We start from the raw sequence: 15389 nt of genomic DNA, 5'->3' as shown, positions 1-15389 counted from the left end.
TCTGAGGAGTGCGGCTGGCCAAATCTGAACAGATCCGCAATTTGGCTCATCTCTGGGAGGAGAGAATATGCGTAAGAATCTCATTGCATCAGTTGCATTTCTGCTTGCGAGCAGCACGGCGGTGCTCGCGCAGAGCGCGACCGACGGCAAGGTCAAGATCGGCATCCTGAACGACCAGTCGGGTGTTTATGCCGATTTTGGCGGCAAGTCTTCCGTCGAGGCCGCCAAGATGGCGGTCGAGGATTTCGGCGGCAAGGTGCTGGGTGTTCCGGTCGAGATCGTCGATGCCGACCACCAGAACAAACCCGATATCGCCTCCAACATCGCCCGCCAGTGGTACGACACCGAGCAGGTGGATGCGATCATGGAATTGACCACCTCGTCGGTGGCGCTCGCCGTGCAGGCGATCGCCAAGGAAAAGAAGAAGATCGACATCGTCACCGGTGCTGCGACGACGGATCTGACCGGCAAGGCCTGCTCGCCCTACGGCTTCCATTGGGCCTACGACACTCATGCGCTCGCCGTCGGTACCGGCGGCGCCCTCGTCAAGCAGGGCGGCGACAGCTGGTTCTTCCTGACCGCCGACTATGCCTTCGGCTATTCGCTGGAGCAGCAGACCAGCGACTACGTCAAGGCGAGCGGCGGCAAGGTTGTCGGCGCCGTGCGCCATCCGTTGTCGACCCAGGATTTCTCCTCCTTCCTGCTGCAGGCGCAATCATCCGGCGCCAAGGTGATCGGCCTTGCCAATGCCGGCCTCGATACCTCGAACGCCATCAAGCAGGCGGCCGAATTCGGCATCACCCAGGGCGGCCAGCATCTGGCGGCGCTGCTCTTCACTCTGGCCGAAGTCCATGGTCTCGGACTCGAAGCGGCTCAAGGCCTGACGCTGACGGAAGGCTTCTACTGGAACCGCGACGACGAAAGCCGCGCCTTCGCCAAGAAGTTCTTCGCACGCACCGGCAAGATGCCGAACATGATCCATACCGGCACCTATTCGGCGGTGACGCAATATCTGAAGGCTGTGCAGAAGGCCGGCACGGACGATACGGATGCCGTCGCCAAGCTGCTGCATGAAATGCCGGTCGATGACGTCTTCGGCCGCGGCGGCACGGTCGGCGCCAATGGCCGCATGATCCACGACATGTACCTGCTGCAGGTCAAGAAGCCGGCCGACAGCAAGGAGCCGTGGGACTACTTCAACGTTCTCGCCACCATTCCCGGCAAGGAAGCCTATATCGATCCCGCCAAGAGCGGCTGCGATCTGGTGAAGTAAGCACGATGGCGGTTTCCGCAATTGAAACTCAGGTAAAGCCGCGGGTGGTACTATCCGCCCGCGGCCTGCGCCGCGATTTCGGCGGCTTCACGGCCGTCAAGAATGTCGATCTCGATGTGCATGACGCCAGCGTGCATGCGCTGATCGGCCCGAACGGCGCCGGCAAGACCACGGTCTTCAACCTGCTGACCAAGTTCCTGCAGCCGACATCGGGCACGATCACCCTGATGGGCACCGACATCACCGGAACGCCGCCCGACAAGGTCGCCCGCATGGGGCTGGTGCGCTCCTTCCAGATCTCGGCGGTCTTCCCGCACCTATCCGTTCTCGACAATGTCCGGGTGGCGCTGCAGCGGCCGAACAATCTGTCCACGCAGTTCTGGCGGCCGCTTTCGGCACTCGACCGGCTGAACGAGCGCGCCGAGCAGCTGCTCGCCAGCGTCGGGCTTTCTAAGGAGCGCGATCATATCGCCGCCGATCTTTCCTATGGCCGCAAGCGCGTGCTGGAGATCGCCACCACGCTGGCGCTCGATCCCAAGGTGCTGCTGCTCGACGAGCCGATGGCCGGCATGGGGCTGGAGGATGTCGGCGTCGTTTCATCCATCATCCGCGACGTCGCCCGCGAGCGGGCGGTGCTGATGGTCGAGCACAATCTCTCCGTCGTCGCCAATATCTGCCAGCACGTCACCGTGCTGCAGCGCGGCGAGATCCTCGCCGAGGGCGATTACGCCACAGTCAGCCAGGACGAGCGCGTCCGCGTCGCCTACATGGGCACGGAGGAGCATTGATGGCCGCCCTGCTCGAAGTTCACGAGCTCAATGCCTGGTACGGCGAAAGCCACGTCCTGCATGGCGTCGACATGCGGGTGGCCGAAGGCGAGACGATCACCATTCTCGGCCGCAACGGCGTCGGCAAGACGACGACGCTGCGCACCATCACCGGCATCGTGCGCGCCCGCAAGGGCAGGATCAGCTTTGCCGGCAGCGACATGATGCAGGTGCCGCTGCACAAGACGGCGCATCGCGGCATCGGCTTCGTGCCGGAGGAGCGCGGCATCTTCTCGACGCTGACCGTTTCGGAAAACCTGCTGCTGCCGCCGGTCGTCGCGAAGGGCGGCATGACCCTCGACGAGATCTACGAGCTCTTCCCCAATCTCTACGAACGCCGCGGCAGCCCCGGCACCAAACTATCCGGCGGCGAGCAGCAGATGCTGGCGATTGCCCGGATCCTGCGCACCGGCGTCCGGCTGCTCATTCTCGACGAGCCGACCGAGGGGCTTGCCCCCGTCATCGTTCAGCGCATCGGCGAGGTGCTGCAGACGCTGAAAGGACGCGGCATGACGATCCTGCTCGTCGAGCAGAATTTCCGGTTCGCCAGCCGTATTGCCGATCGCTTCTATCTGATGGATCATGGGCAGATGGTGTCGGAATTCCCGGTCGGCGAACTGCCGCAGCGCATGGATACGCTGCACAAGGTTCTGGGGGTGTGACCAGATGACGATGATCTTCGGGATTCCCCTGCAGGCGCTGCTCGGCCAGCTGCTGATCGGCCTGATCAACGGCTCCTTCTACGCGCTGCTCAGCCTCGGCCTCGCCATCATCTTCGGCCTGCTCCGGGTGATCAACTTCGCCCACGGCGCGCAATATATGCTCGGCGCCTTCGTCGCTTACCTCTTGCTCACCTATGCCGGCATCGGCTACTGGCCGTCGCTGATCCTGGCGCCCGTCATCGTCGGCCTCGCCGGCGCCGTCATCGAGCGGCTGTTCCTGCGCCGGCTCTACGATCTCGATCCGCTTTACGGCCTGCTCTTCACATTCGGGATGGCGCTCGCCGTCGAAGGCACCTTCCGCTATCTCTACGGCTCTTCCGGCCAGCCCTATGCGACGCCGGCAGCCCTTGCCGGCGGCGCCAATCTCGGCTTCATGTTCCTGCCTATCTATCGCGGCTGGGTGGTCGTCGTCTCGCTGGTCGTCTGCCTCGGCACCTGGCTGCTGATCGAGAAGACCAAGCTCGGCGCCTACCTCCGAGCCGCCACCGAAAACGCCGTGCTGGTGCAGGTCTTCGGCGTTAACGTGCCGGTGCTCTTGACGCTCACCTACGCCCTCGGCGCCGGCCTTGCCGCCTTTGCCGGCGTGCTGGCGGCGCCGATCTACCAGGTCTCGCCGCTGATGGGCTCGAACATGATCATCGTCGTCTTCGCCGTGGTCGTGGTCGGCGGCATGGGATCGATCATGGGCGCGATCATCACCGGCTATGTGCTGGGCATCGCCGAGGGCCTGACCAAGGTCTTTTATCCCGAGGCGTCCAATATCGTGATCTTCGTCATCATGGCGATCGTGCTTCTCATCAGGCCCGCGGGCCTCTTCGGCCGGGATGCCTGACATGACCGACATCACCGAAACCATCCAAACGGAAAAAAGCCGGACCGCCCTTTCGGTGCAGGCGGGCTTCCTGCTGGCGGGGCTGCTGCTCCTGCTCCTGGCACCGTTCTTCTTCTACCCGATCTTCCTGATGAAGCTGCTCTGCTTCGCGCTCTTTGCCTGCGCCTTCAACCTGCTGCTCGGCTATACCGGCCTGCTTTCCTTCGGCCATGCCACCTTCTTCGGCGGTGCCGCCTATTTCACCGCCTATACGGTGAAGGAATGGGGCCTGCCGCCGGAACTCGGCATCCTGATCGGGGTGGCCGGTGCGGCATTCCTCGGTCTCGTCATGGGTTTCTTCGCCATCCGCCGCCAGGGCATCTATTTCGCGATGATCACGCTGGCGCTGTCGCAGATGTTCTTCTTCTTCTGCCTGCAGGCGGAGTTCACCGAAGGCGAGGACGGCATCCAGTCGGTGCCGCGCGGCCATCTCTTCGGCTTCATCGATTTGAACAGCTCGACCAACATGTATTATTTCGTGCTGGCCGTGTTCATCATCGGCGTGCTGATCATCTGGCGCTTCATCAATTCGCCCTTCGGCATGATCCTGAAATCGATCCGCGAGAACGAACAACGAGCAATCTCGCTCGGTTATTCCGTGGCGCGCTACAAGCTCGGCGCCTTCGTCATGTCGGCCGCCCTTGCGGGGCTCGCCGGCGCGGTGAAATCGATCGTCTTCCAGTTCGCGACCTTGACCGATGTCGCCTGGCAGATGTCGGGCGAGGTGATCCTGATGACGCTGCTTGGCGGCATTGGCACGCTGATCGGCCCGCTCTTTGGCGCCGGGCTGGTGGTGGCGCTGGAAAACTACCTTGCCACCTCGGAATTCCCGGTGACGATCATCACCGGCATCGTCTTCATGGTCTGCGTGCTGATCTTCCGCCGCGGCATCATCGGCGAATTCTACGCGTCACGGCTGGGGCGGAAACTGGGCTTCGTCTATCGCCGCTAACGGGCGGGCCTCTCACTTTCCGGGAAAGAAGTTCTTTTCCCCGAAAGAAGGGAGGGGCGGGGCGCTGCGACTCTCCTTTCCCCGCGCTGCGGGGAAGGGGAATGGAAGCATCTGGAGTTTCGTGCGGGGCACATGGATCGCTACGACTATATCATCATCGGGGCAGGCAGCGCCGGCTGCGTGCTGGCCAACCGGCTGTCCGCCGATAACAGGAGCCGGGTGCTGCTGCTCGAAGCCGGCGGCAGCGACAACTACCACTGGATCCATATTCCCGTGGGTTATCTCTATTGCATCAACAATCCGCGCACCGACTGGTGCTTCACCACGGCGCCGGAAACGGGATTGAACGGCCGGGCGCTGAGTTATCCCCGTGGCAAAGTGCTCGGCGGCTGTTCGTCGATCAACGGCATGATCTATATGCGCGGCCAGGCCCGCGATTACGACCTTTGGCGGCAGATGGGCTGCAGCGGCTGGGGCTGGGACGATGTTCTGCCCTTCTTCCGCAAGTCCGAGGATTTTTATCGCGGCGAAGACGAGATGCATGGCGCCGGCGGCGAATGGCGCATCGAGAAGGCGCGGGTGCGCTGGGCCGTGCTCGACGCCTTCCAGCAGGCGGCGAGAGAAGCGGGCATTCCGGAGACCGCCGATTTCAACCGCGGCAGCAATGAAGGGTCCGGCTATTTCGACGTCAACCAGCGTTCCGGCATCCGCTGGAACACCTCGAAAGCCTTCCTGCGCCCGGTGATGAAGCGCTCCAACCTGACCGTGCTGACCAAGGCGCAGGTCCGGCGGCTGCTGGTGGAGGAGGGCGCCGTTACCGGCGTCGAATTCCAGCACCAAGGCGTGGCCAAACGCGCCCATGCGACGAAGGAAACCGTCCTTTCGGCTGGTTCGATCGGTTCGCCGCATATCCTGGAACTGTCCGGCATCGGCAGGGGCGAGGTTCTCCAGTCGGCCGGCGTCGATGTCGTCACTGAGGTGAAGGGTATCGGCGAGAACCTGCAGGACCATCTGCAGCTGCGTCTCGCCTACAAAGTGACGGGCGTTCCGACGCTGAACGAGAAGGCGACGAAGCTGATCGGCAAGGCGGCGATCGGGCTCGAATATCTCGTCCGCCGCTCCGGGCCGATGGCGATGGCGCCGAGCCAGCTCGGCATCTTCACCCGCTCGGGCCCGGACCGGGAAACGCCGGATCTGCAATATCACGTGCAGCCGGTATCGCTGGAAAAGTTCGGCGATCCCGTCCATCCTTTCCCGGCAATCACCGCGAGCGTCTGCAATCTGAGGCCGGAAAGCCGGGGTTCGGTGCATCTGTCGAGCCCGGATTTTGCCGCCCAGCCGACCATCAGCCCGAAATACCTCTCGACACAGCGCGATCGTGACATAGCTGTCCGTTCCATACGGTTGACGCGCAGGATCGTCGCGCAGCCTTCCTTTGCCCGTTTCCGGCCGGAAGAATTCAAGCCGGGGCCATCCTATCAGACGGAGGCCGATCTGGAGCGGGCGGCGGGCGATATCGGCACGACGATCTTCCATCCCGTCGGCACCTGCCGCATGGGCGCCGACAGGGACAGCGTCGTCGATCCCAGGCTGAAACTGCGGGCGCTCGGCAAGCTCAGGATCGCCGACGCCTCGGTGATGCCGTCGATCACCTCGGGCAATACCAATTCGCCGACCATCATGATCGCCGAAAAGGCGGCGGCTATGATTCTCGAAGACAATCGATAGGAGAAGACCATGGCAAGGATCGCATTCATCGGCCTCGGCAACATGGGCGGCCCGATGGCGGCCAATCTGGTCAAATCAGGCCACGAGGTCCTCGGCTTCGATCTCGCGGCCCCGGTGCTGAAGGCGGCCGAGCAGAGCGGCGTCAAGCCGGCAAGCCATGTGAGCCAGGCGGTCAAGGACGCGGAGATCGTCATATCAATGCTGCCGCAGGGCCGACATGTGCTGACGGCCTGGACCGATATCCTGCAGACCGCGGCGCCGGACATGCTGGTCATCGATTGCTCGACAATCGATGTCGACAGCAGCCGCAAGGCGCACGAGATGGCGAAGGCGGCAAGCTGCCTGTCGCTTGATGCTCCGGTCTCCGGCGGCACCGGCGGGGCGGCTGCGGGCACGCTCACCTTCATGGCCGGCGGCTCGGACGAGGCCTTCGCCCGGGCGAAGCCGATCCTCGAGGCCATGGGCAAGAAGATCGTCCATTGCGGCGAGGCGGGTGCGGGCCAGGCAGCGAAGATCTGCAACAACATGATCCTCGGCATTTCGATGGTCGGCGTCTGCGAGGCCTTCGTGCTTGCGGAAAAACTCGGTCTCTCGCATCAGGCGCTGTTCGACGTCGCCTCGACCTCATCAGGCCAGTGCTGGTCGATCAATAGCTATTGCCCAGTGCCCGGACCGGTTCCGACCTCGCCTGCGAATAATGGTTACAAGCCGGGTTTTGCCGCAGCGCTGATGCTGAAGGATCTCAAGTTGTCGCAGGAGGCGGCGCTGGCAACCGGCGCTTCGACGCCGATGGGCGCGGAAGCAGCACAGCTTTTTGCGCTGTTCGACAAGCAGGGCAATGGCGGAAGGGACTTTTCCGCCATCATCGAGATGTTCCGCGACAAGGTGTAGGGATAGCCTATAGAAGATAGCTGACCGGCTCGTTTCGAACCGGATGCGGGAAGACGCCCATGCCGACGCCGAAAATCGAGTGCAGCGTGTCGGTCTGCATGATTTCGGCGGGCGTGCCTTCGGCGGTGATCCGGCCGCGGTTGAGCGCGACGATCGCGTCGCAGTAGCGCGCGGCAAGATTGATATCGTGCAGCACGATGACGACGGTCAGCCCGCGTTCGTGGCTGAGTTCCTGCACCAGGGAGAGAACGCTTGCCTGATGGGCAAGGTCGAGAGCCGATGTCGGTTCGTCGAGCAGCAGGCAGCGGGCGTCCTGGGCGAGCATCATGGCGATCCAGGCGCGCTGGCGCTCGCCGCCGGACATGTTGGCAACGAGACGATCGGCAAAGTCCTCAAGCTCGGTGCGGGCGATGGCCTCCTCGACCTTGCTGCGGTCCGTTGTGGTGAAGCGGCCGAGCGTGCCGTGCCAGGGAAAACGGCCGAGTGCCACCAGTTCGCGCACGGTCATCCCGTCGGTCGCCGGCGTAAATTGCGGCATATAGGCGACGTGCCGGGCAAATTCCCGGGCACTCCACTCCGCCGCCGGCCTGCCGGCGAAAGCGATGGCGCCGGATTGCGGCCCGACCTGACGGGCGATGATCTTCAAAAGCGTGCTCTTGCCGGAACCGTTCGGTCCCACCAGGCCGTAGATGCGGCCCTTTTCGAGCGTCAGATCGATGCCATGCAGGATGGGCTTCGGCCCGATGGCATAGGTAATTCCCGACAGGGCAAGGAAAGACGAAGGCATGGTCTGCTCCCGGTTCGGCGCTGCAGCTTCGGGAGGGCCTCAGACAAGTATGAGCCCTCCTTCCCGCACCCGGTTCCTGCAAAACTAAACCTGAATTGTCAACTTAACATTTTCTGCTGGGCTTGAAGGCGGCCAAGCGGGCATCGCCAGAACCGGCGTCGATCATGCCTTCGACACCGAAAAACTCAGCCTGACATCGCCGAACAGGATGTCGATCGCGCCGGGTTGGGTCAGTTCGATCGCGCCGCTCAATGTGCCCGTCGTGATCAGCGCGCCTGCCTTCAGCGATGTTTCGGGACGCAAGCGGTCATTGGCGTAATCGATGAGCCAGGTGAGAACGTCGCCCTTCGGATGCTGCGCCGGACCGTCATAGATCGTGCGGCCGGCATGGGTGACCTTGAGCGGCGTGCCGCCGGCGGTGTCGACAACGCTGTTGGCGAGCTTCGGACCGAGCACATAGCCGCTATTGCCGAGGCGGTCGGCGAGAAACAGCAGAAAGGAAACGCTGCCGCTTTCCGTCACGGCGCTGACCAGCAGCTCGGCGCCGAGATAAACGGCGGAGATCGCCTCGACCACCTCGGCGCGGCTGTACGGCGTGCCCACACGGATCGGCAGGTCCTTGCCAAAACGGACGGCGATTTCGGTCTCGAATTTCAGGCCGGGATACCAGGAAATATCAGCACCGGAGACGGCTTCGGCATAGGGATGCAGCGGCGCGGTGACCGCTTGGCCCTGCGGCGAGACCGTCACCTTCCAGGCATTGCTGGCAACGCCGTCGGCCGCCGTGAGGAAGTTCTGCGCTTCCATCGCCTGATGCAGATCGGCCGGCAGCGTGAAAGTGCCGGTTTCCTCCTGTCGGCCGGCCTGGTGCAGGCTGTGAAGCCTGGCTGCGAGGGTGCGCGGATCGAATGCGTCTGTCATGCTGTCTCCTCGACCTGATTTTCGAGGTGCCACACTAACCGCAAGCCCGGCATGAACAAGGTCGTTCTTGGAAAGGCTCCTATTCCACCGCCGCGTACCAGCGGGCGCGATAGGCGGCCAGTTCCGGGATATCGGTCGGCGGAATATGCGTCTCGGTACCCGAGACCGGCCGGATGCCCGTCAGAAGGGCGGCGCCCTGGCTGGTGCCGGTCGAGCCGGGAACGGCCATGACCTCGCGGCCGGTGAGGGCAGCAAGCAGCTTGAGATAGGTCCCGTTCAGGGCGAAGGGACCTTCGACGATCACCGGACCTTTGGCACCGATCAGTCCGAGGCAGGCATCGGTCATCAAAGCGAGATAGAGGCAGGCGACGGCATAGCGCTCTTCGCGGCTTGCCTCTTCGGCGCCGATCCAGCGGCTTGCCTTTCCCGGAAAGGGGCCGGAACCGGGGGCGATGTTCGGCAGCAGCATCATGCCCTTGTCGATGACGGCGCCGATCGCCGCTTGCGCGGCTTTTTCGTCGACTTGGCCGATGTCGGCCGACAGGATCTCGAATTCCCGCCCGCCCATGAAACGCGAGGAGGGAACGGCCCGGCCATAGGCGTCGACATTGGCGAGCGCATCGCGGTTGGGATCGAGATGATCGAGATCACCGCCGACGCCGAAATTGATCACCCATGTGCCTGTGGAAACGACGGCGAAGGGTGCGGCGCGATGAACCAGATGCGGCAGCAGCGAGGCGTTGGAATCGTGAATGCCGCAATGGACCGGCACCGGTGCGGCAAGGCCGAGCTCGGCTGCGATCTCGGGCAGAACAGGGCCGAGGGCATCGAAGGCGGAGCGGATCGGCGCCATCAGGTCGCGGATGCCGAGCCGGTCGACCAGCGAGGAATAGCGTGATGTTTTCGGGTTCCAGAGGTCGGTATGGCAGCCGAGCGAGGTCAGCTCATTGGCGGCGACACCGGTCAGCCGCGCCGTCCAATATTGCGCATAGGTGAGGATGGTCGCAACCTCTGCGAATGCCTCGGGAAAGGCGGTCTTCTGGTAGTGCAGCTGCGCGCCGACATTGAGGCCCATCGCCAGGCGCGGCGAGAAGGTCTCGTCGAAGGCGGGACGCAAGGCCGTATAGGCGTCGCGGATCTCCTCAGGATATTCGTGCTCGTAGTCGATGACAGGCATGGCAAGCGCGCCATCCCGGTCAAGGAGTGCTGCGGCGGCGCCATGAGTGGTGATCGAGATGGCGTCGAAGCCTGGTTCACGCGCAAGGCTCTTCAGCGCGTCGAGCGCGAAGGACCAGAGAGCCTCTGTGTCGTAATGCGGGTAGGGACCGGTTTTGATCGTAACGTTCGGCCGCTTCAGCACGGCGATCTCGGCGCCGGTCCCGCTGTCGAGCACGACGACCTTGGCATTGGTCTTGCCGATGTCGAGAACGGCGATGCGGCGATAGGAGCTGGCGGTCATGGCATATGGAAGAGGGTGACGAGGTCGCTTTGCACGGGCGAATTATCCGGATTCGTCGCCATGATATCGGCCATATGGGCCCACCATTTTTTCATCACCGGATGGTCCGGCAGGCTCGCCATCGTGTGATCGGTCGGCCGCGTCAGCACTGCGAATAGCGTGTTGGTCTCGCGGTCGAGATGAATGGAATAGTCGCTGGCGCCCGACTGGTGCAGCAGATCGACCAGTTCGGGCCAGATCTCGTCATGCCGCTTGCGGTATTCGGCTTCCATGCCGGGATGGAGCTGCATCTTGAAGGCGTGTTTTTCCAAGGTCATCGGGAGCTCATGAGCTTGATGCGGCGGGCAATGATCGGGATCGCGATGGTGATGATCAGAAGCAGGCCGATGAAGATCGACATGACGATGCCGGGCACGTTCAACAGGCCGAGGCCGAAGGTGACGAGGCCCATGACGAAGGCGGCGATGACGACGCCGCCGATCGTGCCGGAGCCGCCGAGGATCGAGATGCCGCCGAGCACGACCATGGTGACGACCTCGAGTTCCCACCCTTGGGCGATCGACGGCCGGGTCGAGCCGAGGCGCGAGGTCAGGCAGACGGCGGCAATACCGCTCATGACACCGGTCAGCAGGAAGAGAATGAATTTGACGCGTTCGACCGGGATGCCGGAGAAGCGGGCGGCGAAGTCGTTATTGCCGATCGCATAGACCTGCCGGCCGAAATTCGTCGCATGCAGCAGGATGGCGAAGGCGATCGCCAGCACGATGAACAGCACGAATTCGAACGAGAACACCCAGACGACATAACCTTGGCCGAAGAAAGCGAAATCGGCCGGGTATTTGCCGTAGGCCTGGTCGCCGAGCACGATATAGGAAATGCCGCGGAACAGGCTCATCGTGCCGATGGTGACGACGATCGACGGCAGTTTCAGCACCGAGACCAGCACGCCGTTGAAGGTGCCGCAGGCAAGACCGGTGCCGATGCCGATCGCAACGAGGCCGGGCGTGCCGATGCCGAGCTGGGCTGCCGCCCCCATCGCTGTCGAGGCGAGCGCGATGATCGCAGCGACCGAGAGGTCGATCTCGCCCGAGATGACGAGCAGCGCCATGGCGAAGGCAATCATCGCCTTTTCGGTGAAGTTGAAGGTGGCGTCCGAGAGGTTCCAGGCATCGAGGAAATAGGGCGAGGCGAGCGAATTGAAGACGAAGATCAGGACGGCGACGGCAAAGAGCAGCACTTCCCAGCTGGCGACGATGCGGCGGAAGGGCGTGCCGAGGCGGTCGGGGATGACCCGCTTTTCGTGCGTGGCCCGCTTTTCGTGCGTGGATTGGGTGCTCATGCTGCGGCCTCCGTTCTGATTTCGGCTGCGGCGCGGTCGCGCAGGATGATGCGGCCCCGGTTGCGTTCACGCCGGGCATTGAAGGCGACGGCGAGAATGATGACGGTTCCGGAGATCGCCATCTGCGTGAAGGGTGAAATGCCGATGACCGGCAGGGCGTTCTTGATGACGCCGAGGAAGAGCGCGCCGAGCACCGTGCCGGCAACCGAGCCGACGCCGCCGGCAATCGAGATGCCGCCGATGACGCAGGCTGCAACGCTGTCGAGCTCGAAGCCGTTGGCGATATCGACATAGGCGACGGCGTAACGCGAGACCCAGAGATAGCTGGAAAGGCCGGCGAGCGCGCCCGACAGCACGAAGGCCAGGAATTTCGTGCGGCCGGTATCGATGCCGGCATAGACGGCAGCCGTCGGATTGCCGCCGGTCGCATAGGCCGAGCGGCCGAACGGGCTGTAGCGCAGCAGCATGTACATCAGCGCTACGATGATGATCGCAACCCAGCCCAGCACCGGCAGGCCGAGGATCGGCGTGCGGGGGACGGAGAGGAAGGTCGGCGTCATCTGGTGGGCGTTCACCCAGGCGCCGCCCGAGAGCACGAAGGCCATGCCGCGATAGATGGTGAGCGTGCCCAGCGTGACGACGATCGGCGGGATTTCGAGGCGCCAGACGAGGAAGCCGTTGATGGTGCCGAGCGCCGCACCGATGACGATCGCCGCAAGGATCAGCACGACCAGCGGCAGGCCGGGAAAGGCCGCGTTCATCATCGCGATTGCCATGCCGGTAAAGGCGAGGTTGGCGGCAACCGAGAGATCGATCGATTTCGTCAGGATGACCGTCATCTGGGCAAGCGCCAGAATGATCAGGATCGCCGTGTCGTTGAAGATGCCAGCGAGATTGTCCGGTGTGGCGAAATCGGCGGCCCGCGTCGAGAAGACGGCAATCATCACCACGATGATGGCAAAGAGCAGGGTTTCACGTTTTCTCATCAGTCTGGCCATGCCCATCACCTCATGCATTTCCGGTCGCCGCGCGCACCAGCGCTTCCGGCGAAAGCTGATCGCGCTCGAAGAGCCCGGCCGACAGGCCTTCCTTCATCACCAGCACACGATCCGACATGCCGATGATTTCGGGCAGTTCGGAAGAGATCATGATGATCGAGAGACCCTCTGCGGCAAGCTCGCTGATGAAGCCGTGGACGGCGGCCTTCGAGCCGATGTCGATGCCCTTTGTCGGTTCATCGAGGATGATGACCTTGGGCATGGTGGCGAGCCACTTGCCGATGACGACCTTCTGCTGGTTGCCGCCCGACAGCGTGCCGACCGGGACGGAGAGGGCGGCGGCGCGCAGATCCAGCCGCTCGGCATATTTGCGGGCGAGCGCGAATTCTTCCGCCGCCTGCAGGAAGCCCTTGCGCGAGGTGCGCGCCAAGGACGGCAGCGTCATGTTCTGGTAGATCGGCATCGGCAGCGCCAGGCCGTGACGGCCGCGCTCTTCCGGCACGTAGACGATGCCGGCTCTGATCGCATCATGGGGCGAGTTGATCGAAATTTCCCGGCCTTCGAGCGACAGCCTGCCGGAGAGCGGCCTGGTGATGCCGAAGAGCGATTGCGCAAGTTCCGACCGTCCGGCGCCGATCAGGCCGTAGATGCCGAGAATTTCGCCCTTGCGCAGCGTCAGCGAAATATCGCGAAACTCGGTGCGGTGGCTGTATTTTTCGACTTCGAGCACCGGCGCGCCGATCGCCACATCGATCTTCGGAAAGGCGTTCTCGACGTCGCGGCCGACCATCATCCGGACGATCTCGTCCTGCGGCGTTTCCTTGAGCCGGCCCTGGCCGACGGCGCGGCCGTCTCGGAAGACGACGAAATCGTCGGCGATCTCGTAGACCTCGTCGAACTTGTGACTGATGAACAGGATCGCCTTGCCCTGTTCCTTCAGGCCTCGGACGATACGGAAGAGATCGTCGATCTCCTTGCGGGAAAGGGCAGCCGTCGGCTCGTCCATGATGACAATGCGGGCCTCGATCGACAGCGCGCGCGCAATCGCCACCAGATGGCGCTGCGCGATGGAGAGGTCCTTCAGGCGGATGGTCGGATCGATATTGCTTTCGAGCGCGGTCAGCAAAGCCCTGGAGCGGCTGTTCATCGCCTGCCAGTCGATGGTGCGCAGCCGCGTGCGCGGCGCATGACCGAGGAAGATGTTTTCGGCAACCGTCAGCTCGTCGAACAGCACCGTTTCCTGATGGATGGCGGTCACGCCGGCATCGATCGCGGCCTGGGCGCTGGCAAAGGTTGTCAGCTGGCCGTCGACCAGGATCTCACCTTCGTTCGGCCGGTAGATGCCGGTCAGGATCTTGACGAGCGTCGATTTGCCGGCGCCGTTTTCGCCGATCAGCGCCGTCACCGTGCCGGGATGAAGCGCGATGCTGACATTGTCGAGCGCCTTCACGCCAGGAAAGATCTGCGAGATGCCGCGCATTTCCAGAATGGCGGTTGCGTCATCAGGTTTTGGGTCCGAGACGGGGTGTTGAAGGGCAGGGGTCATCAGCAAGCTTACCACCATCGAAAGAGAAGCCCGGCGACAGAGCCGCCGGGTGTCCGTTCATGATCTCTGCGATCAGAAGACCTTGGAGAACTGGTCGATATTCGAAGCATTGTAGACGAAGGGATCGGCCATGGCGGCTTCGCCATTGTCGCCAATCTTGATCTTGCCCATGCGGCCGGCTTCGATTTCGCTGCCCGGCTTGCCATCGGCATCACCCTTTGCGAGGTGATAGGCGATCTGGGTTGCGGAGTAGCCGAGGTCGATCGGATTCCAGATGGCGAATTCCTTCGTCGCGCCGGACTTGATCGCGCCGGCCATTTCGGACGGCAGGCCGAGACCGGTGACGTAGACCTTGCCGACCAGACCCTTGTCTTCGACGACCTTGGAAGCGGCGAGAACGCCGACCGTCGTCGGGGCGACGATGACCTTGACGTTCGGGTTGGACTTCAAGAGGCCTTCGGCTTCACGATAGGATTTGTCGGAGAGGTCGTCGCCATAGACCGTGGTGACGAGGTTGAGGCCGGCGAAATCCTTGAGCTGCTTCTTCATCTGGTCGATCCAGATGTTCTGGTTGGTCGAGGTGGTCGTTGCCGACAGGATGGCGAAGTCACCCTTGCCGCCTTCCAGATGATCCTTGACCAGCGTCAGGCACATCTTGCCGATCAGCTCGTTGGACGACGGGTTGAGCTGCAGGATACGGCCTTCGGGTGCGACGCCGGAATCCCAGGAGATCACCTTGATGCCACGCTGGGCAGCCTTCTTCAGCGCCGGAACGAGCGCGTCGGGATCGTTGGCCGAGACGGCGATGGCGTCGACGCCCTGGGCGATCAGCGAGTTGATCACTTCGATCTGGCCTTCGGCCGTCGTCGAGGTCGGACCGGTGTAGATCACCTCTACGCCGCCGAGTTCCTTGGCGGCTTCCTGGGCGCCCTTGTTGGCGGCGTCGAAGAAGCCGTTGCCGAGCGACTTCACTACGAGGCCGATCTTGATGTCCTTGGCGCTGGCGGTGCCGGCCATCATGGCGACGGCGAGCGCTACGCCGAGCGCAAGTGTCTTTGCAAGTTTCATGTTACTT

At 63.2% G+C, this 15389-nt stretch carries 15 protein-coding genes; 7 read left to right on the top strand and 8 right to left on the bottom strand.

Annotated elements, in window-relative coordinates:
• The first annotated feature begins 67 nt into the window (after nucleotides 1-67).
• The 7 genes from CO667_RS00270 to mmsB all read left to right on the top strand — a co-directional run bounded on the left by CO667_RS00270 (nucleotide 68) and on the right by mmsB (nucleotide 7264).
• Nucleotides 68-1273, top strand: coding sequence for an ABC transporter substrate-binding protein (locus tag CO667_RS00270; protein WP_097616383.1), 1206 nt, complete (start codon nucleotides 68-70; stop codon nucleotides 1271-1273).
• A 5-nt stretch (nucleotides 1274-1278) separates the two neighbouring features.
• On the top strand, nucleotides 1279-2061 hold the full coding sequence (locus tag CO667_RS00265) for an ABC transporter ATP-binding protein (protein WP_097616382.1): 783 nt from the start codon (nucleotides 1279-1281) through the stop codon (nucleotides 2059-2061).
• Entirely contained in the window at nucleotides 2061-2762 is a 702-nt protein-coding gene (locus CO667_RS00260) for an ABC transporter ATP-binding protein (RefSeq protein ID WP_097616381.1), read from the top strand. Before CO667_RS00265 ends, CO667_RS00260 begins: the two co-directional genes overlap by 1 nt.
• Before the next feature lie 4 nt (nucleotides 2763-2766).
• Entirely contained in the window at nucleotides 2767-3654 is an 888-nt protein-coding gene (locus tag CO667_RS00255) for a branched-chain amino acid ABC transporter permease (protein ID WP_097616380.1), read from the top strand.
• Between the two features lies 1 nt (nucleotide 3655).
• Nucleotides 3656-4645, top strand: coding sequence for a branched-chain amino acid ABC transporter permease (locus CO667_RS00250; protein WP_097616379.1), 990 nt, complete (start codon nucleotides 3656-3658; stop codon nucleotides 4643-4645).
• Between the two features lie 132 nt (nucleotides 4646-4777).
• Nucleotides 4778-6373, top strand: coding sequence for a GMC family oxidoreductase N-terminal domain-containing protein (locus tag CO667_RS00245; protein ID WP_097616378.1), 1596 nt, complete (start codon nucleotides 4778-4780; stop codon nucleotides 6371-6373).
• 9 nt (nucleotides 6374-6382) lie between these two features.
• Nucleotides 6383-7264, top strand: coding sequence for a 3-hydroxyisobutyrate dehydrogenase (mmsB, locus tag CO667_RS00240; RefSeq protein ID WP_097616377.1), 882 nt, complete (start codon nucleotides 6383-6385; stop codon nucleotides 7262-7264).
• A gap of 7 nt (nucleotides 7265-7271) precedes the next feature.
• Here the strand turns inward: mmsB and CO667_RS00235 are convergent, their stop codons facing one another.
• The 8 genes from CO667_RS00235 to rhaS all read right to left on the bottom strand — a co-directional run bounded on the left by CO667_RS00235 (nucleotide 7272) and on the right by rhaS (nucleotide 15382).
• Nucleotides 7272-8051: an ATP-binding cassette domain-containing protein gene (locus tag CO667_RS00235; RefSeq protein ID WP_097616376.1), complete on the bottom strand. Its 780-nt coding sequence runs from the start codon at nucleotides 8049-8051 to the stop codon at nucleotides 7272-7274.
• Between the two features lie 162 nt (nucleotides 8052-8213).
• Entirely contained in the window at nucleotides 8214-8972 is a 759-nt protein-coding gene (locus CO667_RS00230) for a fumarylacetoacetate hydrolase family protein (RefSeq protein ID WP_097616375.1), read from the bottom strand.
• A 79-nt stretch (nucleotides 8973-9051) separates the two neighbouring features.
• The gene (locus CO667_RS00225) at nucleotides 9052-10431 is read right to left on the bottom strand and encodes an FGGY-family carbohydrate kinase (RefSeq protein WP_097616374.1); all 1380 of its coding nucleotides are present in this window, start codon (nucleotides 10429-10431) and stop codon (nucleotides 9052-9054) included.
• Nucleotides 10428-10748 carry an L-rhamnose mutarotase gene (rhaM, locus tag CO667_RS00220; protein WP_097616373.1) on the bottom strand — a complete coding sequence of 107 codons (321 nt, stop codon included), beginning with the start codon at nucleotides 10746-10748 and terminating at the stop codon, nucleotides 10428-10430. Before rhaM ends, CO667_RS00225 begins: the two co-directional genes overlap by 4 nt.
• Nucleotides 10745-11770, bottom strand: coding sequence for an ABC transporter permease (locus tag CO667_RS00215; RefSeq protein WP_097616372.1), 1026 nt, complete (start codon nucleotides 11768-11770; stop codon nucleotides 10745-10747). Before CO667_RS00215 ends, rhaM begins: the two co-directional genes overlap by 4 nt.
• A complete protein-coding gene (locus CO667_RS00210; RefSeq protein WP_097616868.1) occupies nucleotides 11767-12768 on the bottom strand; it encodes an ABC transporter permease in 1002 nt (333 codons plus the stop codon). Before CO667_RS00210 ends, CO667_RS00215 begins: the two co-directional genes overlap by 4 nt.
• A 10-nt stretch (nucleotides 12769-12778) precedes the next feature.
• Nucleotides 12779-14314: a sugar ABC transporter ATP-binding protein gene (locus CO667_RS00205; RefSeq protein ID WP_097616869.1), complete on the bottom strand. Its 1536-nt coding sequence runs from the start codon at nucleotides 14312-14314 to the stop codon at nucleotides 12779-12781.
• A gap of 72 nt (nucleotides 14315-14386) precedes the next feature.
• Nucleotides 14387-15382 (bottom strand): rhamnose ABC transporter substrate-binding protein, encoded by a 996-nt coding sequence (gene rhaS / locus CO667_RS00200; protein ID WP_097616371.1) that lies wholly within the window; start codon nucleotides 15380-15382, stop codon nucleotides 14387-14389.
• Between the last annotated feature and the right edge of the window lie 7 nt (nucleotides 15383-15389).

It is taken from the genome of Rhizobium sp. L43, from assembly GCF_002531725.1.
GTDB lineage: Bacteria > Pseudomonadota > Alphaproteobacteria > Rhizobiales > Rhizobiaceae > Rhizobium.
Note: the sequence above shows the minus strand (reverse complement) of the source record. Positions and strands in the feature narration are given on the sequence as shown.

Excerpts from the sequence above, each read along its gene's own strand:
- CO667_RS00215 (WP_097616372.1), bottom strand. The coding sequence starts at position 11,770 with ATGAGCACCCAATCCACGCACGAAAAGCGGGCCACGCACGAAAAGCGG.
- CO667_RS00225 (WP_097616374.1), bottom strand. The coding sequence starts at position 10,431 with ATGACCGCCAGCTCCTATCGCCGCATCGCCGTTCTCGACATCGGCAAG.
- CO667_RS00270 (WP_097616383.1), top strand. The coding sequence starts at position 68 with ATGCGTAAGAATCTCATTGCATCAGTTGCATTTCTGCTTGCGAGCAGC.
- CO667_RS00205 (WP_097616869.1), bottom strand. The coding sequence starts at position 14,314 with ATGACCCCTGCCCTTCAACACCCCGTCTCGGACCCAAAACCTGATGAC.
- CO667_RS00250 (WP_097616379.1), top strand. The coding sequence starts at position 3,656 with ATGACCGACATCACCGAAACCATCCAAACGGAAAAAAGCCGGACCGCC.
- CO667_RS00260 (WP_097616381.1), top strand. The coding sequence starts at position 2,061 with ATGGCCGCCCTGCTCGAAGTTCACGAGCTCAATGCCTGGTACGGCGAA.
- CO667_RS00245 (WP_097616378.1), top strand. The coding sequence starts at position 4,778 with ATGGATCGCTACGACTATATCATCATCGGGGCAGGCAGCGCCGGCTGC.
- rhaS (WP_097616371.1), bottom strand. The coding sequence starts at position 15,382 with ATGAAACTTGCAAAGACACTTGCGCTCGGCGTAGCGCTCGCCGTCGCC.
- CO667_RS00265 (WP_097616382.1), top strand. The coding sequence starts at position 1,279 with ATGGCGGTTTCCGCAATTGAAACTCAGGTAAAGCCGCGGGTGGTACTA.
- CO667_RS00235 (WP_097616376.1), bottom strand. The coding sequence starts at position 8,051 with ATGCCTTCGTCTTTCCTTGCCCTGTCGGGAATTACCTATGCCATCGGG.
- CO667_RS00255 (WP_097616380.1), top strand. The coding sequence starts at position 2,767 with ATGACGATGATCTTCGGGATTCCCCTGCAGGCGCTGCTCGGCCAGCTG.
- mmsB (WP_097616377.1), top strand. The coding sequence starts at position 6,383 with ATGGCAAGGATCGCATTCATCGGCCTCGGCAACATGGGCGGCCCGATG.
- CO667_RS00210 (WP_097616868.1), bottom strand. The coding sequence starts at position 12,768 with ATGGCCAGACTGATGAGAAAACGTGAAACCCTGCTCTTTGCCATCATC.
- rhaM (WP_097616373.1), bottom strand. The coding sequence starts at position 10,748 with ATGACCTTGGAAAAACACGCCTTCAAGATGCAGCTCCATCCCGGCATG.
- CO667_RS00230 (WP_097616375.1), bottom strand. The coding sequence starts at position 8,972 with ATGACAGACGCATTCGATCCGCGCACCCTCGCAGCCAGGCTTCACAGC.